The sequence below is a fragment of the Streptomyces roseolus genome, from assembly GCF_014649855.1.
Taxonomy (GTDB): Bacteria; Actinomycetota; Actinomycetes; order Streptomycetales; family Streptomycetaceae; genus Streptomyces; species Streptomyces roseolus.
Map to the genome: position 1 here is coordinate 24,802 of NZ_BMTV01000042.1, position 20,731 is coordinate 45,532.

Below are 20,731 nucleotides of genomic sequence, written 5' to 3' on the forward strand. Positions count from 1 at the left end.
GTCGTCGCCGTCACCCTGAGTGCATGACCCGAGAAGCCGCCCCCGCCCGCTCCCCCTCGCCGCTCCTGGACTGGCGCGTCCGCTTCGGCCTGCTGGCCCTGATCTGGGGCTTCAGCTTCCTCTTCATCAAGGTGGGCACCGACGGCTTCGCGCCTTTCCAGGTGACCTTCGGCCGGCTGCTGTTCGGTACGGCGGTGCTGGCCGTGGCGCTGGTCGTGAAGCGGGACCGGCTGCCGCGCGGCGCCCGGACCTGGGGTCATCTGGCGGTGGCGGCGTTCCTGCTGAACGCGCTGCCGTTCTCGCTCTTCGCGTACGCGGAGCTGACGATCCCGTCGACGCTGGCGGGGATCTGCAACGCGACGACCCCGCTGTGGGGCATGGTCCTCTCCCTGGTGGCGCTCTCGGAGGACCGGCCCACCCGGGTGCGGGCGGCGGGCCTCGGCATCGGCTTCGTCGGCGTCCTGACGGTGCTCGGCGCGTGGCAGGGCTTCTCGGGCCTCGACGTCACGGGCACGGCGCTGGCCCTGCTCGCCTCCTTCAGCTACGCGGTCGGCTGGATCCACGTCCGCCGCACCCTGAGCGGCACGGGTGCCTCGCACCTGTCCCTGGCGACCGCCCAGGTCGGCACGGCCACCCTGCAACTGGCCCTCGTCACCCCCTTCTTCACCACGCTCCCGGACTCCGTCGAGCTCCTGCCGCTCCTCGCGGTGATCGCCCTCGGCGCCCTCGGCACCGGCTACGCGATGCTGCTCCAGTACGGCGTGGTCGCGGAGGTCGGCCCGACGACGGCCTCGATGGTCACGTACTTCATCCCCGTCATCGCCACGGCGGCGGGCGTCGTCTTCCTGGACGAGCACCTGGCCTGGAACACCCCCGTGGGCGCCGCCGTCGTCCTCCTGGGCGCCGCCCTCACCCAGACCCGCGCCTCCCGCCGCACCCCGGCCCCCACACGTCAGACGGCGGCCCTCAGCACCCCCGCGGTCTCCGCCGCGGAGGCGGCGAACTCCTCGAACCCGAGGTTGCCGAGCTCCAGGTCGACGTGAACCGTCGGGACGGCGGCCGGCGCGAGCCGGAACTCCCTCGGCGCCGGCGAGTCGAGGAGCTCCTGGTAGTACGCGGGATCGAGGCCGCTCTCGTCCTCCCACAGCGTGTCGACGGCGAGCAGCGCCCGCACCGGTGAGCCCATGGTGTGCCGGTCGGCGACGAAGACGACCCTCGGGCCGTCTTCGTCGTCCAGGGCCGCCGACACCTCCTCGACGCCCGCCCCCGCCCAGCACGGCGCGTCGAGCACCCGCACCTCGACGTCGGCGTCCCCGTCCGTCCGGCCGAGCTCCGCGAGCACCTCGCGCCACGCGGCGTCGTCGCCGAAGTCGGTCCGGACGACGAACGCCGCCCAGGTGTCCCATGCCTCGATCGCGCGCCGCGCGTCGTCCCGCCGTTCCCGAGCCGTCATGCGGGAACCCTCCCACACCGGTCGGACACCGCCCCGGCTCCGGGGCGGCCGTCAGCCGTGGGTGCGGGCCGGGGCCGGCCCCGCGGCCGCGGCGACGGCGTCGGCGAGGGGGGCGATGTCGTCGGGGGCGAGGGGGGAGACGGTGAGGCGGACGGCGGGTCCGGAGGCGATGCGGAAGCGGGCGCCGGGCGCGACCGCCCAGCCGGCGGAGAGCAGCCGTGCGACGGCGCCGGTCTCGTCGGCGACGGGCACCCAGACGTTCATGCCGCTGCGCCCGTGCGCCTCGACGCCCCGCCGGGCGAGCGCCCGGACGAGGGCGTCGCGCCGCTCCCTGTAGGCGTCGGCGACGGTCTCGGGGTCGACCGCGCCCGTGGTCCACAGGTGGACGACGGCCTGCTGGAGGAGGCGGCTGACCCAGCCGGGGCCGAGACGCTGCCGGCCGAGGACCCGGTCGACGGTCTCGGGGTCGCCGGTGAAGGCGGCGATGCGCAGGTCGGGGCCGTACGCCTTGGCGACCGAGCGGACGAGCGCCCAGCGGTCGGTGACCCCGGCGAGCGGCCGCAGCCGCCGGGTGACGATGCCGTGGCCGTGGTCGTCCTCGACGAGCAGCACCCCGGGGTGCGCGGCGAGCACCCGCCGCAGCTCCGCGGCGCGCTCGGCGCCGAGGCAGGCGCCGGTGGGGTTCTGCGCCCGGTCGGTGACGATGACCGCGCGGGCGCCGTCGCGCGTGACGGCCCGCTCGACCCGGTCGGCGAGCGGCCCGTCGTCGTCGACGGCGACCGGCACGGGCCGCAGCCCCAGGGCGGGTACGAGATCGAGGAGGCTGCCCCAGCCCGGGTCCTCGACGGCGACGGCGTCCCCGGGCCTGAGGTGCACGGCGAGGACCCGCTCGATCGCGTCCAGCGAGCCGGAGGCGACGCCGACGGGTCCCTCGGGCACCCCGTCCGCGTCGAACGCGGCCCGGGCGAGCCGCGCGAAGTCGGGGTCGACGGGCGCCTCCCCGTACAGGCCGGGCCGCGCCGCGTACCGCCGGGCCGCCTCGGCGAAGGCCTCGCCGAGCGGCGGCAGCAGGGCCGGGTCGGGGTTGCCGCCGCCGATGTCCCGGACGCCCGGCGGCGCCTCGACGCGCAGCGAGTTGCGCGCGGTGGTGGCCGGCCGAGGACGCACCCGGCTGCCGCGCCGCCCGTCGGTCTCGATGACCCCGCGCTCCCGCAGGGTCCGGTAGGCGGCGGCGACAGTGTTCGGGTTCACCCCCAGCTCGGCCGCCAACTCCCGCATGGGGGGCAGCACATGGCCCGACTCCAGCGCCCCGGTCCCGACGCCCCGCTCCACGCTGGCGGCGATCTCCGATGCGCGACGACCCTCGATCCGATACTCTCCTAGCACAAAAGACATTATGCACTAGTGCAATATGAAGGGGCAAGGGAAGCAGAACCATGAGCGCCACCGACGGCCACGTCCCCACCGACGACCGCTACGCCCCCACCGACCGCACCGTGCCCACCCGCTCCCGGAAGCGCGCCTCCTACGACCGGGCGGTCGTGCACGCGATCCTCGACGAGGGGTACGTCTGCCACCTCGGCTTCGTGCGCGACGGCGCCCCCGTCGTGCTCCCGACCCTCTACGGCCGGATAGGCGAGCGGCTGTACGTCCACGGCTCCACCGGCTCCCGCCCGCTCCGCATGGCCGCCGCCCCGAAGCCCGGCACCGTCGCCGAGGACCCCGGCCTCCCGGTCTGCCTCACCGTCACCCACGTCGACGGCCTGGTCCTCGCCCGCTCCGCCTTCCACCACTCCCTCAACTACCGCTCGGTCGTCGTCCACGGCACCGCCCACCAGGTCACCGACCCCGAGGAGCTGCGCGCGGCGCTCGACGCGCTCGTCGACCAGGTCGTCCCCGGCCGCGCCGCCGACGCGCGGCCGGCCGACGCCAAGGAGCTGGCCGCCACCGCCGTCGTCCGGCTCGACCTGGAGGAGGTCTCCGCCAAGATCCGCACCGGCGGCCCCAACGACGACCCCGCGGACCTGGCCCTGCCGCACTGGGCGGGCGTGGTCCCGGTCGCCCCGCGCACCGGCGCCCCCGTCCCGTCGGCGGACCTGGACCCGTCGATCGCCCCGCCCGCCTACCTGACCGCGCTCTGAGGACCACCCGATGCTCATCCACCCCTGGGACGCCGCCGCCGACGAGACCGAGTGGCGGGAGTGGCTCGCCCGCCACGACTTCGGCCAGATCGCCGCCAACGGCCTGCCCGGCGAGCCGCCCCTGGTGCAGCCCGCGCACTTCCGGTACGAGGCGGAGCCGGGCCCGTACGGCCGCGTCCTCACCCACCTCGCCCGCCCCAACCCGCTGTGGCGCGCCCTGGAGGCGAACCCGCGGGTCCTGCTCAGCGTCGTCGACGACTACGTGTACGTCCCCGGCACCTGGACGGCGCCCGAGGGCACGCCCCCCGAGCACGGGACCCCGACCTCGTACTACGCCGCGGTGCAGCTGCACTGCGTCGCCCGCGTGGTGGACGACCCGGCGGAGAAGGCCGAGCTGCTGAACCGGCAGGTCGGCCACTTCCAGCCGGACGGCGGGACCGCGCCCGTCGTGCCCGGCGAGGGCCCCTTCGGGCGGATGCTGCCCGGCATCCGGGGGCTCGTCCTGGAGGTGTCGGAGGTGCGCGCCAAGTTCAAGTACGCGGGCAACAAGGCGCCCGAGGTGCGGCGCCGGGTCTCGGCCCGGCTCGCGGAACGGGCCGGCCCGGGCGACCTCGCCGCCCGGGCCCACCAGCTCCGCCGGTCGGCCGCGGGGACCGACGGCTGAGCCGTCGGCCCGGGCCGCCGGCGCTACACGGCCGCGGGCTCGACGGCCCTGCGCCGCCGCGCCGCCGTCCCGGCCTCCGCGAGGGCGAGCCCGGTGACGGCCGCGAGCAGCAGCACGGTGCCGAGCACGGTCGTGGCCGTCAGCTCCTCGTCGAGGAGGGTGACGGCGAGGAGCGCGGCGCTGACCGGTTCCAGGAGCATGATCACGGAGACGGTGGCGGCCCGGACCACCGCCGCGCCCGCGAAGTACAGCGCGTAGGCGAGGGCGGTCGGGATGGCCGCCACGTACAGCAGCAGGAGCAGCAGCCGGACGGCGTCCTCGGTGTGCGGGAGCAGCCCCTCGACGACCGCCAGGGGCAGCACGACGAGCGCGGAGGCGCCGAAGGTCCACGCGGTGCTCGTGAGCGAACCGGCCTCGCCGGCGCCGTCCCGGCCAAGCCACCGGGTCAGCAGGGTGAGGGCGGCGAATCCGGCGGCGGACAGCACCGCGTACCCGACGCCGGCGAGCCGGACCTCCGCTCCCCCGCCGCCGAGGACGAGGACGACGAGCCCGGCGAGCGCTCCGACGACGGCCGCGAGGCCGCCGAGCCCGAGGCGCTCGCCCATGGTGACGCGGGCACCGACCGCGATGAGGACGGGCCCGGCGCCGAGGGTCACGACGGTGCCGACGGCGAGCCCGGTGGACTCGACGGCGGCGAAGTAGGCGGTCTGGAAGACCGCGAGCCCGACGCCGGTGCCGACGATCCGGATCAGCCGCGTCCGGCGCGTCTCGGCGACCGCCGCGGCGGCGCGTCCGGACGGGCGCGGCCGCCGCTTCCACAGCCGGCGCAGCGCGGGGACGGCGAGGAGCAGCAGGAGCCCGCCGGCGCAGCGCCAGAAGGAGAGGGCGAGGGGGCCCATGTCGCTGTTCCGGAAGACGAGGGAGCCGGCGGCGCCGGCGGTGCCCCAGGCGATGCCGGCGACGACGAGGTGGACCAGGCTCCGCCCGACGGACAGGGCGGGGTGCGCGGCAGGGAGGGACTGCGGGTTCGACACGTGGTTTCTCCGTGAAGACGGTCGTCCGTGCGGACGGACCGGGGTGAAGGGTGGTCGCCTGCTCCGCGCGCGGGCAGCGACGGACCGCTCGGGGGCGAGGTGTCGCCCGCCCGAGCCCGGTCGGTCGTCTTCGGGAGGAAGGAGCCGCGCGCGCTAGGCGACGGGCGGCGGAAGTACGGTCGCGTGCATGGCCGTCACCCTACGGGGTGGTCCTCCCGCCGGACAACTGCCCCTCCTGCCCGGCCGGGAGGCCCGCGCCGTCGGAGCCGGCGACCGGCCCCTCGGGCGGGGACTTGGGGGCGGCGGACTGGGCGATGAAGGCGCCGACGAGGACGAGCGCGCCGCCGGCGAGCTGCGGGGCCTCCAGGTGCTCGCCGAGCAGCACCCAGGCGAGGACGGTCGCGACGACCGCCTCCAGGCAGGCGACGACCCCGGCGACCTGCGGCGAGAGCCGGCGCACCGAGACGACGCCGGTGACGTAGGCGAGGACGGTGGCGATGAGGACGATCCAGCCGAGCAGCGTCCAGGCCGGCACGGAGCTCCCGCCGAGGTCTGCACGGCCGGCCAGGACGGAGGTGTCCATGCCCCACGGGCGGGCGATCACGGTGAGCACGAGCGCGCCGATGAGCAGTCCGTACGCGATCACCCCGAGCGGGTCGGCGGGTTCGGCCTCGTCGGTGCCCTGGTCGGAGAGGACGAAGTAGCCGACCTGGCAGCAGGCGGCGGCGAGCGCGAGCAGCAGTCCGAGGAGGTCGAAGCTCAGCCCGGACCAGACCTGGACGACACAGGCGAGACCGCCGACGGCGAGCACCACGCCGAGGGCCGCGGCGCGGGTGACCGGCCGCCGCTGGACGAAGCGGACCCAGCCGAGGACGAGGGCCGGGGCGAGGTACTCGATGAGGAGGGCGACGCCGACCGGGATCCGGGAGATCGAGGCGAAGTAGAAGGCCTGGACGCCGGCGACGGCGAGGAGGCCGAAACCGGTCAGGAGGCCGGGCTTGCGGCGCAGCAGGTCCCGGTGGCGCCAGGCCACGGGCAGCATGACGAGTGCGGCGCCGGCCACCCGGAGCCAGACGACGTGGAGCGGATCGAGTCCTGCCTCGATCAGCGGCTTGGCCGCCACTCCCGAACCACCGAATGCGAAGGCCGAGGCCAGGGCGAGTCCCAGGCCGGCGCTTCTCCCCTGAGACGCGTGCATCGGGCCATGATGACAGGAGGCGGTCAGGCGCGTAACCCCTGTCGCACCTGTTGAGACGGCGCTCCGGGGAACCCCTCCCCGGCGCCGGAACTCACCCCTCCGCGCTCCGCTCCGCCACCCCGTCGCCGGACGCCGGTTCCTCGCCGTCGAGTGCGCCGGCCGCGGACCCGCGCGGCGCGACGGCCGAGGCGAGCGCCACGGCGCGGGCGCCGAGCACCGGCGGGTCGATCCCGGCGTGCCGCAGCACCTCGCCGGCCCTGCTGGCGGGGTCGGCGGCGAGCCCGGCCAGCAGGTCGAGCCCGTGGGGCTGCTCCTCGCCGCGCGCGGCGGCCCGCCGCAGGGCCTCCTCCAGGGCGGCCGCCGCCGCGGGCGACCAGCGGGAGGTGCGGCGGCGCGCCCCCTCCCCGGCCCTCACGGCGGGCAGCGGACGCGGGGCGGCGTCGCCCTCGGCGGAGCGCTGCCAGCGGAGCCCGTATCCGATCGAGCGCTGGACGAGGTAGCCGAGGACCCGGGCGACCCGCTCCTCGCCGTCGAAGGCGGCGCGGGCCTCGGGGTCGGACTCGACCAGGGCGTGCAGCAGGTGGGCGGTGTCGACCTGCCGGTCGCCGTCCCGCAGGGCCCGGCGGCGGGCTGCGCCGAGCACGGTGGCGAGGAGCGGCGGAGGCCCGGCGGGAGCCGGGGGCGCGAAGGGGCGGGACGGGACGGAAGGGTGCACCCTGCCACCTCATCAGCCGCGCCCGCGCGGGTCATCACACGGGAGAACCATGTCCGCGTCCCACCGGAGTCGTGCGCACCCGTGCGACTCCTCCTCCTCGGGGAGGAGATCCGGGCGATTTCCCTCGCGCGGCGCGCGCCGCCTTGCCTCGCGGCCCGATCGCAACCACGAGCCGCCGCCGAGCGTCCTTCCTGTGTGTTCTGGATGGTCGGTCTCCCCGCGCGTGACGGCCGGCAGTTCGTGTACCGGGTGTACGCACCCCGGGAGGCGCTGCCGGGCGATCTGTTCTGGGCCGCGTTCCACTGCCACGAGGAGGACGGCGGTCCGCGGGTCTCGGACTGCTTCGACGCGGCCGAGATCCGGTGGATCGGCGGTACGGGTCCGGCCACCGCGGAACTAACGGTTCATCAGTATTGAAGGTTCACGCCCCTCCGGCTACGTTCCGCGACACCAGAACCCAGCGGGCACGCGTGAAGGGGTGGCCGTCATGGCCGAAGTCACCGCGGAGGCACGGATCGAGGCACCGGCCGGGAAGGCGTGGGAACGCCTCACCGACTTCGGCTCGTACGGGGAGTGGAACGCCGCCCACACCGACTTCCCGGACGGCGGCCCGGAGAGTCTGGCCGCCGGCTCCACCTTCACCGAGAACATGAAGCTCATGGGCTTCCCGGCCGAGGTGCTGTGGACGGTCGAGGAGCTGGAGGACGGGCGGGCCCTCGCCATCCGCGGCAAGGACCCGATGGGGGTGACCGTCGGCACCCGCTCCTCACTGGCGGACGCGAACGGGGCGACGACGGTCCGCGTCGACGGCGAGTTCACCGGCGCGGCGGTCTCCCTGATGGCCGGGAAGCCGAAGGACTCGGCGACGGCGGCCCTGAACGAGTCGCTGCGCAGGCTCGCGGGCCTGGTCGCCTGACCCCGCACACGCGAGGAGGGCCCCTCGGCGGCGCACGCCGCCGAGGGGCCCTCCCTTCCCGCACCGCCGCCGGCTCCGGGGCGGCTCAGTGCTCGTCGGCGAGGATGAGGTACAGCTTCTTCCGGGCCTCGTTGATGACCTCGACGGCCTTCGTCCGCTGCTCGGCGCTGCCGGTCTTCCAGACCTGGCCGAAGGCCTCCATCAGCCCGAAACCGGCCTGCCGGACCTCGTTCATCGCCTCCCAGTCGACGCCGCGGCCGACCTCCTCCCAGGGGGCCCCGGCACCGGCCTCGGCCTCCTCGCGTCCGGAGTCGGTGAGCGAGAAGAGCTTCTTGCCGCCCTCGCTCGCGCTGACGATCAGCCCCTCGTCCTCCAGCAGCTGGAGGGTCGGGTAGACCGAGCCGGGACTGGGCTTCCAGGCCCCGCCGCTGCGCTCCCCGATCTCCTGGATCATCTCGTAGCCGTGCATCGGGCGGTCCTTGAGCAGCGCCAGGATCGAGGCGCGCACATCGCCGCGGCGCGCCCTCCCCCGGCCGCCCCCGCGACCGCGCCCGAAGGGGCCTCCGCCGAAACCGGGCCCGCCGCCGAAGCCGGGGCCGAAGGGCCCGAAGGCGGCACGCCGTCCCTCGAATTCGCCCCGCGGTCCGGGCCCGCCGAAACCGCGCCCGGGGCCGCCTTCGCGGCCGTGTCCGTGTCCGTGAGTACGCATCGCAACGCTCCTTCCGTGAGCTTCATCGCCGAACTGTCGCGATGCTTCAACGATATATCGGAACTGTTCAGCGAGCAACACACCGACTGTCCCCGACCGGTCCAGAGATCCCCGATTGGCCTGCGCCCGCGCCCTCCACCCGCCGGTACGGTCCGTGCCATGCGCATCCGAATCGTCGACGCCTTCACCGACCGGCCCTTCTCCGGCAACCCCGCCGGAGTCCTCCTCCTCGACTCCGCCGACTCCTTCCCGGAGGACGACTGGCTGCGGAAGGTCGCCGCCGAGGTCAACCTCTCCGAGACCGCCTTCGCCCACCCGCTGCCCGCCGGCGGCGAGGCCGACTGGGCGCTGCGCTGGTTCACCCCGACCACCGAGGTCGACATGTGCGGCCACGCCACCCTCGCCACCGCCCACGTCCTGCACGCCACCGGGGCCGCCACCGGACCGGTCCGCTTCGCCACCCGCTCGGGCGTCCTCGGCGCCGCCACCGGGGCCGACGGCGGCATCACCATGGACTTCCCGACCTCCTCGCTCACGCCGGTCCCGGCCCCGGACGGCCTGGCGGAGGCGCTCGGCGCCGAGATCGTCGCCGTCCACGACACCGCCGCCCACATCGGCGACCTCGTCGTCGAGCTGCGCGACGAGGCCGCCGTCCGCGGCCTCGCTCCCGACCACGCGGCGCTCAGGGCCCTCTCCACGCGCGGGGTGATCGCGACGGCGCTCGCCGCCGACCCCGCGGCCGGCTACGACTTCGTCTCGCGCGGCTTCTTCCCCGCCGTCGGCATCGACGAGGACCCGGTCACCGGCAGCGCCCACACCGCGCTCGCGCCGTACTGGTCCGCCCGCCTCGGCCGCGACGAGCTGACCGGCTTCCAGGGCGGCGCCCGCACCGGCCTGGTCCGCACCCGGCTGCGCGGCGACCGCACCCTCCTGACCGGGCACGCCGTGACGGTCATCGAGGGCGAACTGCACGCCTGAGGAGCCCGGAAGGGCTCCGGGCGGGGCTCCGCCGGCCCGGAGCCCGCCCGGAAACGCCGGAGGGGCGTACGGCTCCACTGCCGCACGCCCCTCCGGCCCCCTCGGTCCCGCGCTCACACGGTGGGCAGCCAGTCCACCTTCCCGGCCAGCAGCCCGTAGCCGACGAAGGCCACGATGTCGAGCAGCGCGTGGGCGACCACCAGCGGTCCCACCCGCCCCCAGCGGCGGTAGAGCAGCACGAAGACGACGCCCATCACCATGTTGCCGATGAAGCCGCCGATGCCCTGGTAGAGGTGGTACGAGCCGCGCAGCACCGAGCTCGCCACCAGGGCGCGCATCGGCGTCCAGCCCAACTGATCGAGCCGGCGCAGCAGGTAGCCGACGACGATGACCTCTTCCAGGACGGAGTTCTGGATCGCCGAGAGGATCAGGACCGGGTACTTCCACCACACGTCCGGCAGCGACTCGGGGACCACCGTGAGGTTGAAGCCGGAGGCCCGGGCCGCGAGGTAGAAGGCGAGGCCCGCGCTGCCGATGCCGGCCGCCACCAGCGCACCGCGCCCGAGGTCGGGCCAGGGCCGGGTCCGGTCGAAACCGATGGCCCGCAGTCCGGAGCCCTCCCGCGTCAGCAGATGGGCGACGAGCACCACCGGGACGAGCGCCGTGGCGATGCCGAAGAGCTGCCAGGTGAGGTCGAGCCAGGGGCGCCCGGGGGCATAGGAGCCGTTGAGGGTGGCCGCCTGCTCCTTGAGCGCGCCGGGCCGGGTCAGCGAGCCGACGAAGCTGATCAGCGAGGAGACCGCGCTCGCACCGAGCGAGAGCGCCAGCACGATGAGGGTCTCGGAGCCCAGCACCCGGCGCGACAGACCGCCCCCGGGCGGGCCGGTGTCCACCGCCCGTTGTTCCGCCACCACACCCGTCTCCCGTTCGCGTCACGACCGTCCCGGGGACCGGACCGTGGTCCCCGTACGACGATCATGCGCGACGGCCCGCCCGGAGCGCCATCCCGGGCGGGCTCAGGCTCCCGCCACCCCCACCGGCCACGTGTGCACCGGCTCGCCCTCCAGCATCAGCGCCCGGTACCGCCGGGTCGTGGCCGCCAGGGCCGCGTCCCGGTCGAGGCCGGCGTCCAGGGCCTGGTGGAAGGTGGCGGCCTGCCAGGACGCTCCGTTGACCCGGCGGCGGCACCGCTGCTCGATGACGCCCAGGTAGAAGTCGCGGTCGGCCGGGTCGACGTGCCAGGCGTCGAGCCCCGCCGCGGCCAGCGGCAGCAGCTCGTCGAGGACGAGCCGCACGGCCGGCCGGCTCGCGACGCCGCCCGCGCGCCCCGGCCGGGGCCAGCGCAGCTCCGCCTCGATGCCGTGGCGGCAGGCCGCGTCGAAGTTGGCCTCGGCGTCCGCGAAGTCCATCCGCTTCCACAGCGGGCGCGGCTCGTCGGCGAGCGAGCGGACCAGCCCGTAGTAGAAGGCGGCGTTGGCGATGACGTCGGTGACGGTGGGGCCGGCGGGCAGGACCCGGTTCTCGACCCGCAGGTGCGGAACGCCGTCGACCCAGCCGTAGACCGGCCGGTTCCAGCGGTAGACCGTGCCGTTGTGCAGGACGAGCTCCTTGAGCTGCGGCACCCCGCCCTCGTCGAGGACGCGCAGCGGATCCTCCTCGTCGCACAGCGGCAGCAGCGAGGGGAAGTAGCGCACGTTCTCCTCGAAGAGGTCGTACACCGAGTCCACCCACCGCTCGCCGAACCAGGTGCGCGGCCGGACGCCCTGGGACTGGAGTTCGGGCGGGCGGGTGTCGGTCGCCTGCGTGAAGAGCGGCGGGCGGGACTCGCGCCACACCTCCCGGCCGAAGACGAAGGGCGAGTTGGCGCCGAGGGCTATCTGCACGCCGGCCACCGCCTGGGCCGCGTTCCAGACGGAGGCGAAGCGGGCCGGCGTCACCTGGAGGTGGAGCTGCACGGAGGTGCAGGCGGCCTCCGCGATGATCGACTCAGAGGTGTGCCGGAGCCTTTCGACGCCCTGGATGTCGACGGTGATCCCCTCCCCGCGGGCGACCAGGATCTGGTCGTTGAGCAGGGCGTAGCGGTCGGCCGAGGAAAGGTTCTCGAAGACCAGGTCGTGCTGGGTGAGGGTCGGCAGTATCCCGATCATGAGGACCCCGGCGTCGAGTTCGGCGGCCTGCCGGTCGGCATATCCCAGGCCCGTTCGCAGCTCTTCCGCGAGCCGGTCGAAAACGTGGCCGCCGAGCCCGCGCGGGGCGATGTTCACTTCCAGGTTGAACATTCCCAGTTCGGTCTGGAAATCGGTGCTGGCGATCTTTTCCAGGACGGCCTCGTTCAGCATCCTCGGGAGTCCGTCGGAGCCCGCGAGATTGAGTTCGATCTCGACGCCCATGAGGTTGCGCGGACGGTCGAAGCGCTGTTCCGCGAGGAGCCGGGCGAGCCCCGCCAGACACTGCTGGAGCTTGCGCCGGTAGCGCTGCCGGTCGGCCGGGCCGAACCCGTCCGTCACGACCTTCTCCCCCATCGAGGCGTCCCTCCCGCGTGGAGCGGCCACCGGTCGGGGCCGCGCGTACGGACGATGATGCCCACGCCACTGATCGACAACGCCTGCGTTTCCGGCCGCTCCACGGATAGTCTGGTACGAACCTGCCGGTGCCCGCGCGGATCTCCGCCTTCGGACCGGTCAGGGACATATACCACTGTCATATTGCCTCCCGGCGCGGTCGGACAGGGCTTTCGGAATTCTGGCGTCCGGCTTGCCGGGGAATGTGAGGGCGGAGATCCTGTCCTCGCTCCGATTCCGCCGCGCCACCCGACGGATACGACCTGATGACGCCTTGTCAGGAATATCGGCCGGGTCTAGCGGAAACAATCTCTGAACACGTGTCGTATAAACTCCGCGGACGAGGCAGAGCGCCGGCGTACGGCCACGACCCGTGGCCCCCCGCTCCGCCCCCGTCGCGACAGCGCCGTCGTACCCGGCCCCGCCGCCGCGCATCGCCGTACCAGGACCCGTACCGAGACCGGTACGGACCAGCACCGCACGAGAGCCGTACCGAGACCGGTACCAGGAACCCGCACCCGTATCCGTATCCCCGTGTCTCCTGAGCGAGAGGCGACCCACACGATGCTCCGACCCTCCCCGGCCCCCGCGCCCGCCCTGCGCAGTGTCCTCGCGGCACTGGGCTCGCCCACGGCCGTCCGAGAGGCCCGCACCCCGGCCCTGCGGGCCGCCGCGGGACCGCTGAGCCCCGAACTCCCGCTGCCCGTGCACGTACTGAGGATCTCCGGAGCCCCGGGACACGAGCCCGGCACCCGGCTCGTCGGCTGGCGGTTCCTGATCCGCAGCGGGGACCGTGCGATCGCCGCCGCGGACACCATGCTCACGCCGGACGGCTGGTCCTTCTCGCACTTCTTCGAGGGGCCGTACATCGCCGCCACGGAACGGGCGCTGGTCCAGGCCGAGGCGCTGCCCGGCACGTACGAGCCGCGACTCCTCTCGGTACCGGAGCTGTACATGCTGACGCTCTGGCTGCACGCCGAGCCGGACCCCGACGACACGGAGCCGGGCGCGGAATCCGCCGACGTCCTGCTCCCGCTCGCGCCCGCGCCGCCCGGCATCGCCGCCAACCGTCCCTACCGGGTGGCCGATCTGCTGCCGGTGCTCAGCACCCGCCTCGCCCCGCCGCCGCTGCTCGGCTCCGCCGCGTCCGCCTGACGGAGCCCGGACGCACCGCCCCGTGACCCGCCCGGGTCACGGGGCGCACGGCTGTCCGCGGCCGGTGCCCGAACGCCGTTTCCGAACACCCCTCCCGGACGGACTAGCCCACTCGGGCCACCCCGAACCACCCGAAAGGGCGGGGGCGTTGACCTGAACCGCCCCTGCGGGTGATGCGTCTTACCAGGAGCGGACGAGCTGACGCGAAATACCTGCGGAAGAGCGTCCGTGCGGCAAGACTGGGACCGGAACCGAACCGACCGACGGGGGCGGCCATGAGCGCGAAGAGCCGCAGGACATCCACCACGACGCAGCGAAAGAACCCATCCATGTGCCAGCACCAGCCTGCCTGTCCCACCGCCGACTCCGCCGACCGTGAGGCCGCCGCTCCGGTGGCGTGCCACCCGGAGCAGGGATGGAGCCTGCTGTGCAACGGTGTCCTGCTCTTCGAGGACACCGGCGAACTGCTGCCGGACGGGCAGATCATCGCTCCGCACCGGCCGCTGACGGCGGGCCGGGTGACCACGGCGGCCTGAGCGGCGGCCCGGGAAGCGCCGAGGGCCGGCCCGGAGGTGACTCCGGACCGGCCCTCCGTCATGCCGTCGCTCAGTGGTCGTACTCGTCCAGCGGCGGGCAGGAGCAGACCAGGTTCCGGTCGCCGAAGGCGCCGTCGATGCGGCGGACCGGCGGCCAGTACTTGTCGGCGGCCGAGACGCCGGCCGGGAAGACCGCCACGTCGCGCTCGTAGGCGTGGGCCCACTCGCCGCCCAGCGCGGCCGCGGTGTGCGGGGCGTTGCGCAGCGGGTTGTCCTCGGCCGGCCACTCGCCGGAGCCGACCTTCTCGATCTCGGCGCGGATCGCGATCATCGTGTCGCAGAAACGGTCCAGCTCGGCCAGGTCCTCGGACTCGGTCGGCTCGATCATCAGCGTGCCGGCGACCGGGAAGGACATGGTCGGGGCGTGGAAGCCGTAGTCGATCAGGCGCTTGGCGATGTCGTCGACGGTGACGCCGGTCGCCTTGGTCAGCGGGCGCAGGTCGACGATGCACTCGTGGGCGACGAGCCCGGCCGGGCCGGTGTAGAGGACCGGGTAGTGCGGCTCCAGGCGCTTGGCGATGTAGTTCGCCGCGAGGACGGCGACCTGGGTGGCGCGCTTGAGGCCCTCACCGCCCATCAGGCGGACGTACGACCAGGAGATCGGCAGGATGCCGGCCGAGCCCCACGGGGCGGCCGAGATCGGGCCGACACCGGTCTCCGGGCCCGCGGTGGGCTGGAGCGGGTGGTTCGGCAGGTACGGGGCGAGGTGGGCGCGGACGCCGACCGGGCCGACGCCGGGGCCGCCGCCGCCGTGCGGGATGCAGAAGGTCTTGTGCAGGTTGAGGTGCGAGACGTCGCCGCCGAAGTGTCCCGGCTTGGCGAGGCCGACCAGCGCGTTGAGGTTGGCGCCGTCGACGTACACCTGGCCGCCGGCCTCGTGTACCTCGGCGCAGATGTCGGCGACGTGCTCCTCGAAGACGCCGTGCGTCGACGGGTAGGTGATCATCAGCACGGAGAGCTCGTCGCGGTACTGCGCGATCTTGGCGCGCAGGTCCTCGACGTCGACCTCGCCGTCCTCGGCGGTCTTCACGACGACGACCTTCATGCCGGCCATCACGGCGGAGGCGGCGTTGGTGCCGTGGGCGGAGGACGGGATGAGGCAGACGGTGCGCTGCTCGTCGCCGTTGGCGCGGTGGTAGGCGCGGACCGCGAGGAGACCGGCCAGCTCGCCCTGCGAACCGGCGTTCGGCTGGATGGAGACCTTGTCGTAGCCGGTGACCTCGGCCAGGCGCTCCTCCAGCTCGGTGATGAGCGTGACGTAGCCCTGGGCCTGGTCGATCGGCGCGAAGGGGTGGATCTGGCCGAACTCGGGCCAGGTCACCGGCTCCATCTCGGTGGTCGCGTTCAGCTTCATGGTGCAGGAGCCGAGCGGGATCATGCCGCGGTCGAGCGCGTAGTCGCGGTCCGCGAGGCGGCGCAGGTAGCGCAGCATCGAGGTCTCGGAGCGGTGCGCGTGGAAGACCGGGTGGGTGAGGTACGCGTCGGAGCGCAGCTGCGCGGCCGGGAGGGCGTCCTCGGTGGCGGCGTCGAGCGCCTCGATGTCGGCGGTGACGCCGAAGGCGGCCCAGACGGCGGCGAGCTGCTCGCGGCCGGTGGTCTCGTCGCAGGAGACGGAGACGTGGTCGGCGTCGACGCGGTACAGGTTGACGCCGGCATCGCGGGCGGCGGCGACGACGGCGTCGGCGCGGCCCGGCACGCGGGCGGTGACGGTGTCGAAGAAGGCGCCCTGGGTGAGCTCCACGCCCCCGGCGGTGAGGCCGGCGGCGAGGATCGCGGCGTACCGGTGGGTGCGCTGCGCGATCTGCTTGAGACCGTCCGGACCGTGGTAGACGGCGTACATGCCGGCCATGACGGCGAGGAGCACCTGGGCGGTGCAGATGTTGCTGGTGGCCTTCTCGCGGCGGATGTGCTGCTCGCGGGTCTGGAGTGCGAGACGGTACGCCTTGTTGCCGTCGGCGTCGACGGAGACGCCGACGAGGCGGCCGGGAAGGGAGCGGGCGTGCTTGTCCTGGACGGCCATGTAGCCGGCGTGCGGGCCGCCGAAGCCCATGGGGACGCCGAAGCGCTGGGTGGTGCCGACGGCGATGTCCGCGCCGAGCGAGCCGGGCGATTCGAGCAGGGTGAGCGCGAGCAGGTCGGCGGCGACGGTGACGATCGCGCCGAGCTCGTGGGCGGCGTCGATCAGCGGCTTGATGGCGCGGACCGCGCCGGAGGCGCCGGGGTACTGGAGGAGCACGCCGAAGACGCCGCGCTCGGCGATCTCGGCGGGGATGCCCTCGCTCAGGTCGGCGACGACGACCTCGACGCCGGTCGGTTCGGCGCGGGTCTCGATGACGGCGATGGTCTGCGGCAGGGCGTCGGCGTCGACCAGGAAGACGCCGTTCTTGACCTTGCCGACGCGGCGCGCGAGCGCCATGGCCTCGGCGGCGGCGGTGCCCTCGTCGAGGAGGGAGGCGCCGGAGGTCGGCAGACCGGTGAGGTCGGCGACCATCGTCTGGAAGTTGAGCAGCGCCTCCAGGCGGCCCTGCGAGATCTCCGGCTGGTAGGGCGTGTACGCCGTGTACCAGGCCGGGTTCTCCATGACGTTGCGGAGGATCACCGGCGGGGTGAAGGTGCCGTAGTAGCCGAGGCCGATCATCGGGGCCAGGACCTCGTTGCGGCCGGCGAGGGCGCGCAGCTCGGCGAGGACCTCGGCCTCGGTGCGGGCGCCGGGCAGGGCCAGCGCCTCGGCGTTCTTGATGACGTCCGGCACCGCGGCGGCCGTCAGCTCGTCGAGCGAACCGAAGCCGACCTGGGCGAGCATCTTGGCCCGCGCCTCGGCGTCGGGTCCGATGTGCCGCTGCTCGAAGGGGATGCCCTGCTCGAGCTCGGAGAGCGGGGTGCGGTTGGCGGTCATGATGCGGGGGCCTCCTGGTCGTCACGACCTGCGAGGGGCACCACGGCGCGGGTGCCCGGACGGCCTCCCCCTCTGTCATCTCAACCTGAGAGCTTCACCGGCACGCCCGTGGGCACGCCGGCTTTCACCGTCGGTGAGAGCGGATGCCGTCGGACTCCCGCCCTGCTTTCCAGAGTGACCTCGCCCGCGCGGTACCGGGTGCCTGAGAGATTCCGGGGAGGATTTGCTCCTTCGGCGCCACCGGAAACCTCTCCGATGGACTCTCCCGCACGGTGTCGACAGCCACAGCCAGCCTACCAGCGCGGTTGTCGCTCCCTTCGCTCAAGTGGCCGACATCCCGGATGTGCACTTTCGTAGGGGTGTAGAGCAGTTGCGACCAGTTGGAGGGACCGTGCAGACCGACATCGATCCGCGCAGCCTGATCGGCCGCAAGGCGTTCGACCGGAACGGACACAAGATCGGAACCGTGGACGAGGTGTACCTGGACGACGCGACCGGGATCCCCGAGTGGGCCGCCGTCCGCACCGGCCTGTTCAGCAGGGACGCGTTCGTCCCCCTGGGGCCGAGCGAGCTGGCCGAAGACGGCCTCCACATCCCCTTCGAGCGCTCCCTGATCAAGGACGCCCCGGACTTCGGCGTGGGCCGCCACCTCTCCCCCGAGCAGGAGCTCCAGCTCTACCGCCACTACGAACTGACCCTCCCGCCCCCGCCGGAGACGATCCCGGACTTCGGCCGGATCGCGGGCCAGGAGGACCCCGCGTAGGTCCTGCGGCGTCAGTCGCCCGTGCGGACGACCGGGACGGCGGGCTCCGCCCCCGTCACCCCTCCCGGCACCAGCGGCAGCGGATCGGCCGGCTCCAGCTCCGGGTCGTCCACCGAGAAGGTGCGCACCCGCCCCGGAGCCGTGCTCCCGGGCTCCTCGAAGCGGACGGTGACCCGCCCGAGCCCGCTGCCCTGCACCCAGCCCGCGCCGAGGACCGCGTGCCGCACGTCGTTCCCCGGCGCCCACCGCCGCGCCGCGGTCCCGGTGGCGGTCGGCGGCGCGGCGGCGGCCACCGACGGCACCACGCCCTCGTCGGCCTCCGCCTGCCCGCCCCCCTCGTGGCCCCCCGCCCCGGTCCCGGCCCCGGCTTCCGCTTCCGCCTGGGCGAAGAGATCTTCCTGCGTGTAGTCGGCGAGCCCGCTCACCCCCACCCCGAGGAGCCGCACCCCGCCCGTCGTGTCCACGAGCTCCAGGAGCCGCTCCGCCGCCTCCCGCACCACCAGCGGGTCGTCCGTCGGCCCCCGCAGCGTCTCGGACCGCGTCAGCGTCGAGAAGTCGTACCGCCGCACCTTCAGCACGATCGTCCGCCCCGAGTGCCCCGAGCGCCGCAGCCGCTCCACGCACCGCTCCGCGAGCCGCTCCACCTCCAGCCGGATCCGCGGCCGGTCGTGCAGGTCGACGTCGAAGGTGTCCTCCACCGAGACCGACTTCGCGTCCCGCTCGGCCACCACCGGCCGCCCGTCGTGCCCCAGCGCCATCCGGTACAGCGAGGCCCCGTGCGACCGCCCCAGGATCCGTACGAGCTCGTCCTCGCCGGCCTCCACGACGTCGGCGACCGTGGTGATCCCGGCCCGCCGCAGATGGTCACCGGTGGCCGGTCCGACCCCCGGGACGATGCGCACGGACCGCGGCGCGAGGAGCGCCCGCTCGGTCCCCGGCTCGAACAGCACCAGGCCGTCCGGCTTGGCCTCCTCGGAGGCGATCTTCGCGAGCATCTTGGACCCCGCGAGCCCCACCGAGCCCGTCAGCCCCGTCGTCGCCAGGATCTCCGCGCGCAGCCGCTCCCCCACGGCCCGCGCGCTCGCGCTGTCGTCCGCGAGCCCGCCGGCCTCCAGGTCCACGAAGGCCTCGTCGAGGCTGAGCGGCTCCACCAGCGGCGACAGCCGCCCGAGCAACCCCATCACCTGCCCGCTGATCGCCCGGTAGAAAGCGAAGCGCGGCACCAGGTACGCGGCGTGGGGCGCGAGCCGCCGCGCCTGTCCCATCGGCATCGCCGAGTGCACGCCGAAGCGCCGCGCCTCGTACGAGGCGGTGGCGACCACTCCGCGCGGCCCGAGGCCGCCCACGACCACGGGCTTCCCGCGCAGGCTCGGCTTCGACGCCTGCTCGACGGCGGCGAAGAAGGCGTCCATGTCGAGATGGAGGATCGTGGGGGCGGCTCTCACACCCCCGATCCTGCCCCACACCACTGACAACGGCCGCTGTGAGAACGGCCGCCGTGACGACGGCCCCGCTCCCGGACGTCCGGGAAAGGCGCCCGGAGTCCCGCGTCCGCACGCCCCGCCCGGGAGCCCCTCAGACGGCCCGGTCGCGCCGCCGTCGCGCCAGCTCGTCCTGCGGGTTGTGCCCCACCAGCGTCTCCCCGGTGTCGACGCGCTCCCCGTGCAGCTGCGAGAGCGCCGCCTCGACGTCCCGCCACACGACGCCCACCGCGATGCCGAAGACGCCCTGCCCGCCCTGGAGCAGCGAGACGACCTCGTCGGGCGAGGAGCACTCGTAGACGGTCGCACCGTCGCTCATCAGCGTCATCCGCTCGAGGTCGCGGAAACCGCGGGCGCGCAGGTGCTGCACGGCGGCCCGGATGTTCTGGAGGGCGACGCCCGTGTCGAGGAACCGCTTGACGATCTTCAGGACGACGACGTCCCGGAAGCTGTAGAGCCGCTGCGTGCCGGAGCCGTACGCGGGCCGCACGCTCGGCTCGACGAGCCCGGTGCGCGCCCAGTAGTCCAACTGGCGGTAGGTGATGCCGGCGGCCGCGCAGGCCGTGGGGCCCCGGTATCCGATCGCCTCGTCCGCCACCCCGGCGCCCGCCGTCTCCGCCCCGAAGCCACCGAAGTCGCCCACACTGCCGTGAAGCGGATACGCGGCGCTCTCCCCGGACGCGCGTCCGAGCGAGCTCCCTGCCGTACCGTCCGCGCTGCTCATCACGCCGACCCTCCGTCCTTGACCTGCCCACTCGAAGGTAGGCAGTCACTAGGGGTGCGTCAACGATCGCCACACTCGGCACGCCGAGTGATAATCACCCAGAGAGTGGTTTCACGTGACCCACTCCGGGGAAAGGCTACTCGAATGCGCCGACGGAGCCGCCCGGCCGCCCCGGCCCGCTCAGGGCGCGCCCCCGCCGGGAGCGCCGCCCACCGGGCCCGGGAGCGGGCCCCTCACTGGCTCCCGAAGTCCTCCGGAGAGATCTGGTCGAGGAATTCGCGGAACTTCTCCACCTCGTCCTCCTGCTCGTCGGGGATCGCGATCCCGGCGTCGTCGAGGACGCCGTCGCTGCCGAAGATCGGCGAACCGGTCCGCAGCGCCAGCGCTATCGCGTCGGACGGCCGCGCGCTCACCTCCACGCCGCTGGCGAAGACCAGCTCGGCGTAGAAGACCCCGTCCCGCAGATCGGTGATGCGGACCTGGGTCAGCTCCTGCCCCACGGCCTCCAGCACGTCCTTGAAGAGGTCGTGCGTCAGCGGCCTCGGCGGGGCCATGCCCTGCTGGGCGAAGGCGATCGCGGTCGCCTCGCCGGGTCCGATCCAGATGGGCAGGTACCGATCGCCCCCCACCTCGCGCAGGAGCACGATCGGCTGGTTGGAGGGCATTTCCACCCGGACACCCACAACGTCGAGCTCGTTCACACAGCAACCCTAGGACGTGCCCGACCGGTTTGGATAGTCGGGCCCC

The 20,731-nt window shown here is 74.1% G+C and carries 21 protein-coding genes and 2 riboswitches; of the genes, 9 read left to right on the plus strand and 12 right to left on the minus strand.

Going from position 1 to position 20,731, the window contains the following annotated elements; all coding sequences use genetic code 11:
- Positions 1-23 precede the first annotated feature (23 nt).
- The gene (locus IE245_RS33380) at positions 24-1,043 is read left to right on the plus strand and encodes a DMT family transporter (RefSeq protein ID WP_189954573.1); all 1,020 of its coding nucleotides are present in this window, start codon (positions 24-26) and stop codon (positions 1,041-1,043) included.
- On the opposite strand, the gene IE245_RS33385 is transcribed toward IE245_RS33380, so the two are convergent.
- Both IE245_RS33385 and IE245_RS33390 read right to left on the minus strand, forming a co-directional pair.
- Positions 953-1,453 carry a DUF6924 domain-containing protein gene (locus IE245_RS33385; protein WP_189954575.1) on the minus strand — a complete coding sequence of 167 codons (501 nt, stop codon included), beginning with the start codon at positions 1,451-1,453 and terminating at the stop codon, positions 953-955. The two genes, IE245_RS33380 and IE245_RS33385, sit on opposite strands and share 91 nt — an antisense overlap.
- A gap of 51 nt (positions 1,454-1,504) precedes the next feature.
- Positions 1,505-2,839 (minus strand): aminotransferase class I/II-fold pyridoxal phosphate-dependent enzyme, encoded by a 1,335-nt coding sequence (locus IE245_RS33390; RefSeq protein WP_229851927.1) that lies wholly within the window; start codon positions 2,837-2,839, stop codon positions 1,505-1,507.
- Positions 2,840-2,889: 50 nt separating this feature from the next.
- On the opposite strand from IE245_RS33390, the gene IE245_RS33395 reads away from it, so the two are divergent.
- Positions 2,890-3,594 carry a pyridoxamine 5'-phosphate oxidase family protein gene (locus IE245_RS33395; protein ID WP_189954578.1) on the plus strand — a complete coding sequence of 235 codons (705 nt, stop codon included), beginning with the start codon at positions 2,890-2,892 and terminating at the stop codon, positions 3,592-3,594.
- Positions 3,595-3,604: 10 nt separating this feature from the next.
- Complete coding sequence (locus IE245_RS33400) at positions 3,605-4,258, plus strand: FMN-binding negative transcriptional regulator (RefSeq protein WP_189954580.1); 654 nt, start codon at positions 3,605-3,607, stop codon at positions 4,256-4,258.
- A gap of 23 nt (positions 4,259-4,281) precedes the next feature.
- Here the strand turns inward: IE245_RS33400 and IE245_RS33405 are convergent, their stop codons facing one another.
- From IE245_RS33405 to IE245_RS33415, 3 genes are all read right to left on the minus strand, one after another.
- Positions 4,282-5,292 (minus strand): DMT family transporter, encoded by a 1,011-nt coding sequence (locus IE245_RS33405; protein ID WP_189954582.1) that lies wholly within the window; start codon positions 5,290-5,292, stop codon positions 4,282-4,284.
- A 199-nt stretch (positions 5,293-5,491) separates the two neighbouring features.
- Positions 5,492-6,490 carry an EamA family transporter gene (locus IE245_RS33410; RefSeq protein ID WP_189954584.1) on the minus strand — a complete coding sequence of 333 codons (999 nt, stop codon included), beginning with the start codon at positions 6,488-6,490 and terminating at the stop codon, positions 5,492-5,494.
- A 91-nt stretch (positions 6,491-6,581) separates the two neighbouring features.
- Positions 6,582-7,205: a Clp protease N-terminal domain-containing protein gene (locus IE245_RS33415; protein ID WP_189954586.1), complete on the minus strand. Its 624-nt coding sequence runs from the start codon at positions 7,203-7,205 to the stop codon at positions 6,582-6,584.
- Positions 7,206-7,400: 195 nt separating this feature from the next.
- Here IE245_RS33415 and IE245_RS33420 point away from each other — a divergent pair, with 195 nt between their 5' ends.
- Both IE245_RS33420 and IE245_RS33425 read left to right on the plus strand, forming a co-directional pair.
- Positions 7,401-7,622, plus strand: a complete 222-nt coding sequence (locus tag IE245_RS33420) for a hypothetical protein (RefSeq protein WP_169093701.1) — start codon at positions 7,401-7,403, stop codon at positions 7,620-7,622.
- Positions 7,623-7,692: 70 nt separating this feature from the next.
- The gene (locus IE245_RS33425) at positions 7,693-8,121 is read left to right on the plus strand and encodes a type II toxin-antitoxin system Rv0910 family toxin (RefSeq protein WP_189954588.1); all 429 of its coding nucleotides are present in this window, start codon (positions 7,693-7,695) and stop codon (positions 8,119-8,121) included.
- An 85-nt stretch (positions 8,122-8,206) separates the two neighbouring features.
- Here the strand turns inward: IE245_RS33425 and IE245_RS33430 are convergent, their stop codons facing one another.
- Complete coding sequence (locus tag IE245_RS33430; protein WP_189954590.1) at positions 8,207-8,830, minus strand: PadR family transcriptional regulator; 624 nt, start codon at positions 8,828-8,830, stop codon at positions 8,207-8,209.
- A 159-nt stretch (positions 8,831-8,989) separates the two neighbouring features.
- Between IE245_RS33430 and IE245_RS33435 the strand changes: the two genes are divergently transcribed.
- Positions 8,990-9,808 (plus strand): PhzF family phenazine biosynthesis protein, encoded by an 819-nt coding sequence (locus tag IE245_RS33435; RefSeq protein WP_189954592.1) that lies wholly within the window; start codon positions 8,990-8,992, stop codon positions 9,806-9,808.
- A gap of 113 nt (positions 9,809-9,921) precedes the next feature.
- Here the strand turns inward: IE245_RS33435 and IE245_RS33440 are convergent, their stop codons facing one another.
- Entirely contained in the window at positions 9,922-10,722 is an 801-nt protein-coding gene (locus tag IE245_RS33440) for a CPBP family intramembrane glutamic endopeptidase (RefSeq protein WP_229851929.1), read from the minus strand.
- A gap of 102 nt (positions 10,723-10,824) precedes the next feature.
- Positions 10,825-12,330, minus strand: a complete 1,506-nt coding sequence (locus IE245_RS33445) for a glutamate-cysteine ligase family protein (protein WP_189954594.1) — start codon at positions 12,328-12,330, stop codon at positions 10,825-10,827.
- 603 nt (positions 12,331-12,933) lie between these two features.
- Between IE245_RS33445 and IE245_RS33450 the strand changes: the two genes are divergently transcribed.
- Both IE245_RS33450 and IE245_RS33455 read left to right on the plus strand, forming a co-directional pair.
- Positions 12,934-13,524, plus strand: a complete 591-nt coding sequence (locus tag IE245_RS33450) for a hypothetical protein (protein WP_189954596.1) — start codon at positions 12,934-12,936, stop codon at positions 13,522-13,524.
- Positions 13,525-13,853: 329 nt separating this feature from the next.
- Complete coding sequence (locus IE245_RS33455; RefSeq protein ID WP_189954598.1) at positions 13,854-14,060, plus strand: DUF5999 family protein; 207 nt, start codon at positions 13,854-13,856, stop codon at positions 14,058-14,060.
- A 70-nt stretch (positions 14,061-14,130) separates the two neighbouring features.
- On the opposite strand, the gene gcvP is transcribed toward IE245_RS33455, so the two are convergent.
- Positions 14,131-17,016: an aminomethyl-transferring glycine dehydrogenase gene (gene gcvP, locus IE245_RS33460; protein ID WP_189954600.1), complete on the minus strand. Its 2,886-nt coding sequence runs from the start codon at positions 17,014-17,016 to the stop codon at positions 14,131-14,133.
- A gap of 62 nt (positions 17,017-17,078) precedes the next feature.
- A riboswitch (glycine riboswitch) is annotated at positions 17,079-17,195 on the minus strand.
- A riboswitch (glycine riboswitch) is annotated at positions 17,196-17,294 on the minus strand.
- 113 nt (positions 17,295-17,407) lie between these two features.
- Here gcvP and IE245_RS33465 point away from each other — a divergent pair.
- Positions 17,408-17,779 (plus strand): PRC-barrel domain-containing protein, encoded by a 372-nt coding sequence (locus tag IE245_RS33465; protein ID WP_189954602.1) that lies wholly within the window; start codon positions 17,408-17,410, stop codon positions 17,777-17,779.
- 11 nt (positions 17,780-17,790) lie between these two features.
- Here the strand turns inward: IE245_RS33465 and IE245_RS33470 are convergent, their stop codons facing one another.
- The 3 genes from IE245_RS33470 to IE245_RS33480 form a co-directional block, all read right to left on the minus strand.
- Positions 17,791-19,224, minus strand: coding sequence for a DNA polymerase IV (locus tag IE245_RS33470; protein WP_189954604.1), 1,434 nt, complete (start codon positions 19,222-19,224; stop codon positions 17,791-17,793).
- 130 nt (positions 19,225-19,354) lie between these two features.
- Positions 19,355-19,984, minus strand: coding sequence for a MerR family transcriptional regulator (locus IE245_RS33475; RefSeq protein WP_189954606.1), 630 nt, complete (start codon positions 19,982-19,984; stop codon positions 19,355-19,357).
- 233 nt (positions 19,985-20,217) lie between these two features.
- Positions 20,218-20,685: a bifunctional nuclease family protein gene (locus tag IE245_RS33480; protein ID WP_030492457.1), complete on the minus strand. Its 468-nt coding sequence runs from the start codon at positions 20,683-20,685 to the stop codon at positions 20,218-20,220.
- Between the last annotated feature and the right edge of the window lie 46 nt (positions 20,686-20,731).

Coding starts and splice junctions, on each gene's coding strand:
- IE245_RS33380 (WP_189954573.1), top strand. CDS start 24: ATGACCCGAGAAGCCGCCCCCGCCCGCTCCCCCTCGCCGCTCCTGGAC.
- IE245_RS33385 (WP_189954575.1), bottom strand. CDS start 1,453: ATGACGGCTCGGGAACGGCGGGACGACGCGCGGCGCGCGATCGAGGCA.
- IE245_RS33395 (WP_189954578.1), top strand. CDS start 2,890: ATGAGCGCCACCGACGGCCACGTCCCCACCGACGACCGCTACGCCCCC.
- IE245_RS33400 (WP_189954580.1), top strand. CDS start 3,605: ATGCTCATCCACCCCTGGGACGCCGCCGCCGACGAGACCGAGTGGCGG.
- IE245_RS33410 (WP_189954584.1), bottom strand. CDS start 6,490: ATGCACGCGTCTCAGGGGAGAAGCGCCGGCCTGGGACTCGCCCTGGCC.
- IE245_RS33425 (WP_189954588.1), top strand. CDS start 7,693: ATGGCCGAAGTCACCGCGGAGGCACGGATCGAGGCACCGGCCGGGAAG.
- IE245_RS33430 (WP_189954590.1), bottom strand. CDS start 8,830: ATGCGTACTCACGGACACGGACACGGCCGCGAAGGCGGCCCCGGGCGC.
- IE245_RS33435 (WP_189954592.1), top strand. CDS start 8,990: ATGCGCATCCGAATCGTCGACGCCTTCACCGACCGGCCCTTCTCCGGC.
- IE245_RS33445 (WP_189954594.1), bottom strand. CDS start 12,330: ATGGGGGAGAAGGTCGTGACGGACGGGTTCGGCCCGGCCGACCGGCAG.
- IE245_RS33450 (WP_189954596.1), top strand. CDS start 12,934: ATGCTCCGACCCTCCCCGGCCCCCGCGCCCGCCCTGCGCAGTGTCCTC.
- IE245_RS33455 (WP_189954598.1), top strand. CDS start 13,854: ATGTGCCAGCACCAGCCTGCCTGTCCCACCGCCGACTCCGCCGACCGT.
- gcvP (WP_189954600.1), bottom strand. CDS start 17,016: ATGACCGCCAACCGCACCCCGCTCTCCGAGCTCGAGCAGGGCATCCCC.
- IE245_RS33475 (WP_189954606.1), bottom strand. CDS start 19,984: ATGAGCAGCGCGGACGGTACGGCAGGGAGCTCGCTCGGACGCGCGTCC.